The organism is Pseudomonas sp. TWR1-1-4 (assembly GCF_049897165.1).
GTDB lineage: Bacteria > Pseudomonadota > Gammaproteobacteria > Pseudomonadales > Pseudomonadaceae > Aquipseudomonas > Aquipseudomonas canadensis.
This window is the reverse complement of sequence record NZ_JAFCVS010000004.1, coordinates 760168-767297: the sequence shown is the minus strand read 5'-3', so window position 1 is coordinate 767297 and position 7130 is coordinate 760168. Positions and strand designations below refer to the sequence as shown.

The following is a 7130-nucleotide window of genomic DNA, read 5'->3' as shown; positions in this document are numbered from 1 at the left end:
CAGGGATGCCGGTTTAGCCGCCCCGCGCCATGGATGGCGCGTGGCGGCGGCCCCCCAAATCACTGTCGGATTACGGGCACACCGAGCCTAGGCGAGGTGCCGAGTGTTGGGGCAAGAGCGCTTTGGTTACTTTCGACTGGGCCGGCATTCCGGCTTTTCGAAAGTGACCCGCCGTAAGGGCGGAACCCTAAGTGGCCGTTACCTAAATAACGGATATGCCCCCCACCAACCCCAACCCTTTTCGCCCAGCGGACTGCCGCTCCCCCCCATTTCCCGTTATACTCGCCGGCTTTCAAAAGTTCGCCAACGAGTGCTGCCCGCCATGGAAATCAACCCGATCCTTAACACCATCAAGGACCTGTCCGAGCGCTCCGAAACTATTCGGGGGTATCTTTGACTACGATCAAAAGCATGAGCGTCTGACCGAAGTCAATCGCGAGCTTGAAGATCCTGCTGTCTGGAACAAACCTGAATACGCCCAGGAACTGGGCCGCGAGCGCGCTGCGCTGGCGCAGATCGTCGATACCCTCGATGAACTGAACACCGGTCTGGCCGATTGCCGCGACCTGCTGGACATGGCCGTCGAAGAAAACGACGAAGGCGCAGTGGGCGATGTCGTCGCCGAGTTGGCCCGCCTCGAGGAAAACCTCGCCAAACTCGAATTCCGTCGCATGTTCAGCCACGAGATGGACCCGAACAACGCCTACCTGGATATCCAGGCCGGTTCCGGCGGCACCGAGGCCCAGGACTGGGCAAACATCCTGCTGCGCATGTACCTGCGCTGGGCCGACAAGCGCGGTTTCGAAGCGACCATCATGGAGCTGTCCGCCGGTGAAGTCGCCGGTATCAAGGGCGCAACCGTGCACATCAAGGGCGAATACGCTTTTGGCTGGCTGCGCACCGAGATCGGCGTGCACCGCCTGGTACGCAAGAGCCCGTTCGACTCCGGCAACCGTCGCCACACCTCGTTCTCCGCCGTTTTCGTCTCGCCAGAGATCGACGACAAGGTGGAAATCGAGATCAACCCGGCCGACCTGCGCATCGACACCTACCGCTCCTCCGGTGCCGGTGGTCAGCACGTAAACACCACCGACTCGGCCGTACGTATCACCCACGTACCGACCAACACCGTGGTCAGCTGCCAGAACGAACGTTCCCAGCACGCCAACAAGGACACCGCCATGAAAATGCTGCGGGCCAAGTTGTACGAGCAGGAAATGCAGAAACGCAACGCCGCGTCCCAAGCGCTGGAAGACACCAAGTCGGATATCGGCTGGGGTCACCAGATCCGCTCTTATGTGCTCGATGCGTCGCGGATCAAGGATCTGCGCACTAACATCGAACGCAGTGACTGTGACAAGGTACTCGACGGCGATATCGACGAATACCTGGAAGCCAGCCTGAAGTCCGGCCTGTAATACGCTGACAAACCGCGATCCCTGTAGGAGCCGGCTTGCCGGCGATCCCCGGCCTGAGCCTGGGACAACGAACCCGATGGAATATTTAAAGACATGAGCGACCAACAACTCGACCAGGCCCTGCAACAGGAAGAAAACTCCCTGATCGCCCTGCGCAAGGAAAAGCTTGCTGCCGAGCGCGCCAAGGGCAATGCCTTCCCCAACGACTTCCGCCGCGAAAACTACTGCGATGCCTTGCAGAAGCAGTACGCGGACAAGACCAAGGAAGAGCTGGCAGAGGCTGCGATCCCGGTCAAGGTGGCAGGTCGCATCATGCTCAACCGTGGCTCGTTCATGGTGATCCAGGACATGACCGGTCGCATCCAGGTCTACGTCAACCGCAAGACCTTGCCGGAAGAAACCCTGGCCTCGGTGAAAACCTGGGACATGGGCGACATCATCGCGGCCGAAGGCACCCTGGCCCGCTCCGGCAAGGGCGACCTGTATGTGGAAATGACCAACGTGCGCCTGCTGACCAAGTCGCTGCGCCCGCTGCCGGACAAGCACCACGGCCTGACCGACACCGAACAACGCTACCGCCAGCGCTACGTTGACCTGATCGTCAACGAAGACGTGCGCCACACCTTCCGTGTGCGCTCGCAAGTGATCGCGCACATCCGTACCTTCCTGATGCAGCGTGACTTCCTGGAAGTGGAAACCCCGATGCTGCAGACCATCCCCGGTGGTGCCGCAGCCAAGCCGTTCGAAACCCACCACAACGCGCTGGACATGGAAATGTTCCTGCGTATCGCGCCGGAGCTGTACCTCAAGCGTCTTGTTGTTGGCGGCTTCGAAAAAGTGTTCGAGATCAACCGCAACTTCCGTAACGAAGGCGTTTCGACCCGTCACAACCCAGAATTCACCATGTTGGAGTTCTATCAGGCCTACGCCGACTACGAAGACAACATGGACCTGACCGAAGAACTGTTCCGCGAACTGGCGCAGTTGGTCCTGGGCAGCACCGACGTGCCGTACGGCGACAAGGTGTTCCACTTCGGCGAGCCGTTCGTGCGTCTGTCGGTGTTCGACTCGATCCTCAAGTACAACCCTGAGCTGACCGCCGACGACCTGAACGATATCGACAAGGCCCGTGCCATCGCCAAGAAAGCCGGCGCCAAGGTGCTGGGCTTCGAAGGCCTGGGCAAATTGCAGGTGATGATTTTCGAAGAGCTGGTCGAGCACAAGCTGGAACAGCCGCACTTCATTACCCAGTACCCGTTCGAAGTGTCGCCGCTGGCCCGTCGCAACGATGACAACCCGAACGTCACCGATCGTTTCGAGCTGTTCATCGGTGGCCGCGAAATCGCCAATGCCTACTCCGAGCTTAACGACGCGGAAGACCAGGCCGAGCGCTTCATGGCCCAGGTGGCCGACAAGGACGCCGGTGACGACGAAGCCATGCACTACGACGCTGACTTCGTCCGCGCCCTGGAGTACGGCATGCCGCCGACGGCCGGTGAAGGGATCGGCATTGACCGTCTGGTGATGCTGTTGACCAACTCGCCGTCGATCCGCGACGTGATCTTGTTCCCGCACATGCGGCCACAAGCGTAACCGAAGCGAAATCCGAAGCCGCCTTTTATAAGGCGGCTTTTTTATGGGGCGTTATTAAGCGTCAAGCAAACAGCGCCAGGTTTTGATCTATTCAAGGATGTGAGTCGTGAACCGCGTAACCGCTCAAGAAGGCGCCGCCGGCATTGCCGCTGCCGTGGCTGAAAGCGTCCAGTACCAGGGCCGCAAGGCCAGTCGTCGGGGTAGCGAGCAACGCAGACAAGACATTCTCGATGCAGCCATGCGCATTGTGGTGCGTGATGGCGTGCGGGCTGTGCGCCATCGCGCGGTGGCGGCGGAGGCGGGGGTGCCGTTGTCGGCCACCACCTACTATTTCAAGGACATCGATGACCTGCTCACCGATACCTTCGCCCAATACGTCGAGCGCAGCGCTGCGTTCATGGGCAAGCTGTGGGTGCGCAACGAAGGCCTGCTGCGCGAGATGGTCGCCTATGGCGATGGCAGCCCGCAGTCACGTTCGCAACTGGCCGATGACATTGCGCGGCTGACCGCCGATTACGTCTTGCGCCAGCTGACCAACCGTCGTGAGCACCTGATGGCCGAGCAGGCGTTCCGCCAGGAAGCATTGCTCAATCCGCGTCTGGCCGAGTTGGTACGTTCCCACCAGCAGATTCTGTTGCAGGGCACCGGGCAGTTTTTTCAGGTGCTGGGCTCCCGCGAGCCGCAACAGGATGCCAAAGTGTTGACGGCGATAATCAGTCGGATGGAATATCAGGGCCTGCTGGGCGGCGCAGAGCCTCTGACCGGTGAAGAGATGCTTGAGATCCTCAAGCGTTACATGCATTTGGTGTTGGCCTCGGTCTGACACCGGGGAATGTCCAATGAAAACCTGGCGTGTGGTTGTAATCGGCTTGTCGCTCCTGCTGCTGAGTGGTTGCCTGGTGACCTTCAAGGACCCGCTGCCGGCCCATGACGCCGCGCCGCAGGCACTGCTGGGCCAATGGTCGAGCAAAAACGCCTGGGGCGAGCCGCTCAACCTGCACATCACCGCCGTTGGTGAGCACCGGTACAAAGCGGTGAGCTACCCTACAGCCAAGCCCGGCCAGCGTGACGAGTATCTGTTCAGCGTTTCGCGCCATGGCAGCCGCTGGTACTTGTCGGCGCCGCTATCGGCCAAACTAGGCGGGAACTTCATCCTGGCGGGTTTCGAAATCAACGAAAAGCATGAATTGGTGGTCTACAACCTCGACCTGGAGCAGATCCATCAAGCCATGGACCAAAAGGCGTTGCACGGCAATACCGTGGAAACTGTCGAAGGTGCTGGCGTGTTGGTGGACAGCCCCTTGGACCAGGTGTTTGCCTACCTGGATGACCCGGCCAACGCCGATGTATTCGTGGAAGCCGTGCGCTACCAGCGTGCGGGCAAATAACGTTTAAAGAGGAAGCACCGGGTGGACGATTACCAGCAGACGATACGCACCTTGTCTGATCGCATTGTGCTGGCGCAAACACCGATTCGCGTCCTCGACGCCGTGAAGTGGGACGAGAACATTCGTCAGGGATTTCTCAAGGCAAAGGGCAAGGAAATGCCGGCGGTGAGCCGCGACTACTACCTCAACCGACCGCTGGCGTTCGATTCCAGCGCAGTGAAGCTGGAGTTCCAGAACATCGAGCGCGACATCACCCGTCGCCTCGGCCAGTTCAGCCCGGTGGGGCAGATCATGCGCCGCATGTGCAAGGAATACCGCATGGTGGTGCGCATGCTCGAAGCGCGCGGCACCGAGGATTTCGGCCTGATTTCCCAGGAGCTCTACGGCGCCGCGTCCGATGCGTTCCACGCTGGCGACCCGACCCTGGCTGACTTGGGGCTGATGCTTTCGGACTACCTGAATAACATCGATGGCCGTGGCGACTTGAAGGATGAGGCCAAGACCCTCACCGCCAAGGACGCCGTGGCCCTGCTGCAAACCCGCCTGAACAAAGTGTTTGGCGAGGCCGAAGAGACCATCCGCGTGTTCGAGTCCGACGGTATCGTCGCCGACGCCGCGGCGGGTGCCGACTACATCAAGATCCGCGCCGACGCGATGTTCAACGACCGCGACGTGCGCGCCCTGGAAGTGCATGAAGGCCTGGTGCATGTCGGCACCACGCTCAATGGCCAGAACCAGCCGATCTGCACCTTCCTGTCCAAAGGCCCGCCTTCGTCAACCGTGACCCAGGAAGGCCTGGCGATCCTGATGGAAATCATCACCTTCGCCTCCTACCCGAGCCGCCTGCGCAAGCTGACCAACCGCACCCGCGCCATCCATATGGTGGAAGAGGGCGCCGACTTCCTGCAGGTGTTCGAGTTCTTCCGCGAACAAGGCTTTGAGATGGCCGAAAGCTACGGCAATGCCAGTCGCGTATTCCGTGGCTCGGTGCCGACCGGTCTGCCGTTTACCAAGGATCTGTCCTACCTCAAGGGCTTTATCATGGTCTACAACTACATCCAGCTCGCCGTGCGCAAAGGCAAGCTGGAACAAGTGCCGCTGCTGTTCTGCGGCAAGACCACCCTGGAAGACATGCGTACCCTGCGCCAACTGGTGGACGAAGGCCTGGTGGTGCCGCCCAAGTACCTGCCGGAGCAGTTCCGCGATATGAACGCGCTGGCGGCATGGATGTGCTTCTCCAACTTCCTCAACCACTTGAGCCTGGATCGGATCGAGGCGGATTACTCGAATATCCTTTGACGAAACCGGATCGACCTGTGGGAGCGGGCTTGCTCGCGAAAGCGGTACATCAGATATACATAAGTTGACTGATACACGGCTTTCGCGAGCAAGCCCGCTCCCACATTTGAATCTCTGAAAGATTTAAAATTTCGAATAATAGCGAGGCTTCAACGGATGAGAATCCTCGGCATTCTTTGCCTGCTACTCACATTGAACGGCTGCAGCTCACTGCTGTTCTACCCCGAACCCGGCCTGCCATTCACGCCGGAAAAAGCCCATCTGCAATATCGCGACGTCACCTTGACCACCGCCGACGGCGTGAAGCTCCACGCCTGGTGGTTGCCGGCCAAGCCTGGTGTGCCGCTCAAGGGCACGGTGCTGCATTTGCACGGTAACGGCGGCAACCTGGCCTGGCACCTGGGCGGCAGTTGGTGGTTGCCCGAGCAGGGCTACCAAGTGCTGCTGCTGGACTATCGCGGCTACGGCTTATCGGAAGGCAAACCCTCGCTGCCCGCGATCTATCAGGATGTGGACGCGGCGTTCAGTTGGATCGACAAGGCGCCTGAAACCCAGGGCCAGCCGCTGATAGTCCTCGGTCAAAGCCTGGGCGGGGCGTTGGCGGTGCATTACCTGGCTGCCCATCCGGAGCGCCAATCCCAGCTCAAGGCCCTGGTGCTGGACGGTGTGCCCGCCAGTTATCGTGACGTAGGACAATTTGCCTTGAGCACTTCCTGGTTAACATGGCCGTTTCAGGTGCCTCTGTCCTGGCTGGTGCCGGACGGCGACAGCGCAATCTATGCCATGCCGAAACTGATGGGCTTGCCGAAGCTGTTGTTCCACAGCCTGGACGACCCGATCGTGCCAATGGCCAATGGTATCCGTCTGTACCAGGCCGCACCGCCGCCACGGGTGTTGCAGTTGACCCGGGGCGGGCATGTGCAGACCTTTGCCGACAAGACCTGGCAAACCGTAATGCTGCGCTATCTGGACGACCCGCAACACTTCAACGGCTTACGCCGCCTGGGCGAGATTCCGAACTACCCCATTCCTAAAGTTGATTCATCAGAGAGCCCGCAATGAGCGAAGAACGCAACATGATCCCGCTGATCCTCACCGGCATCGGCACCATCATCGGCACCGTCGGTTGCCTGTGGTTCTACGGTTACCTGCACTTCGCCAAGCCGGAAGATGCTCTGTTGCTCAGCGATTTCACTATGCTCAAGACGGTGCCAGGCGAGGACTACAAGATCTCCCTGACGCCGGCCGCGCAAGTGGCGCAATGCGTGGATGGCGTGCTGGTGATGTTCGATACCGAGCAGAAAGGCCTCAGTGGAGTGCTGGTGAACAACAAGAAGCAGGCCGTGCGATGCATGGGTCAAGAAACCCCGCAATTGCAGCAGTGAATGCTGTTTTTGCCGGTGTGGGAAAATACCCTTTTTCGTACAGATTC

7 protein-coding genes are annotated in these 7130 nt (G+C 59.9%); all 7 read left to right on the top strand.

Annotated features, from left to right (window positions below; genetic code table 11):
* Positions 1–322 precede the first annotated feature (322 nt).
* The 7 genes from prfB to ACP7C6_RS15720 all read left to right on the top strand — a co-directional run bounded on the left by prfB (position 323) and on the right by ACP7C6_RS15720 (position 7083).
* Positions 323–1418, top strand: a protein-coding gene (gene prfB / locus ACP7C6_RS15750; RefSeq protein ID WP_100215725.1) for a peptide chain release factor 2 whose coding sequence is annotated in 2 segments (ribosomal slippage) — positions 323–394 and positions 396–1418 — 1095 coding nt in all. Because the reading frame shifts where the segments join, the coding sequence is not laid out codon by codon here.
* Positions 1419–1511: 93 nt separating this feature from the next.
* Complete coding sequence (gene lysS / locus ACP7C6_RS15745; protein WP_028619117.1) at positions 1512–3011, top strand: lysine--tRNA ligase; 1500 nt, start codon at positions 1512–1514, stop codon at positions 3009–3011.
* A 106-nt stretch (positions 3012–3117) separates the two neighbouring features.
* Positions 3118–3834: a TetR/AcrR family transcriptional regulator gene (locus ACP7C6_RS15740; RefSeq protein WP_016979842.1), complete on the top strand. Its 717-nt coding sequence runs from the start codon at positions 3118–3120 to the stop codon at positions 3832–3834.
* 16 nt (positions 3835–3850) lie between these two features.
* Positions 3851–4399 (top strand): hypothetical protein, encoded by a 549-nt coding sequence (locus tag ACP7C6_RS15735; protein ID WP_426108965.1) that lies wholly within the window; start codon positions 3851–3853, stop codon positions 4397–4399.
* Between the two features lie 21 nt (positions 4400–4420).
* The gene (locus ACP7C6_RS15730; protein WP_028619119.1) at positions 4421–5698 is read left to right on the top strand and encodes a flavohemoglobin expression-modulating QEGLA motif protein; all 1278 of its coding nucleotides are present in this window, start codon (positions 4421–4423) and stop codon (positions 5696–5698) included.
* A 156-nt stretch (positions 5699–5854) separates the two neighbouring features.
* Positions 5855–6760 carry an alpha/beta hydrolase gene (locus ACP7C6_RS15725; protein ID WP_236321119.1) on the top strand — a complete coding sequence of 302 codons (906 nt, stop codon included), beginning with the start codon at positions 5855–5857 and terminating at the stop codon, positions 6758–6760.
* Entirely contained in the window at positions 6757–7083 is a 327-nt protein-coding gene (locus tag ACP7C6_RS15720) for a hypothetical protein (RefSeq protein ID WP_017738324.1), read from the top strand. The genes ACP7C6_RS15725 and ACP7C6_RS15720 overlap by 4 nt, the downstream gene beginning before the upstream one ends.
* Positions 7084–7130 lie beyond the last annotated feature (47 nt).

Bases quoted from the DNA above. Each gene is read 5' to 3' on its own strand.
- lysS (WP_028619117.1), top strand. From the start codon at position 1,512: ATGAGCGACCAACAACTCGACCAGGCCCTGCAACAGGAAGAAAACTCC.
- ACP7C6_RS15735 (WP_426108965.1), top strand. From the start codon at position 3,851: ATGAAAACCTGGCGTGTGGTTGTAATCGGCTTGTCGCTCCTGCTGCTG.
- ACP7C6_RS15725 (WP_236321119.1), top strand. From the start codon at position 5,855: ATGAGAATCCTCGGCATTCTTTGCCTGCTACTCACATTGAACGGCTGC.
- ACP7C6_RS15720 (WP_017738324.1), top strand. From the start codon at position 6,757: ATGAGCGAAGAACGCAACATGATCCCGCTGATCCTCACCGGCATCGGC.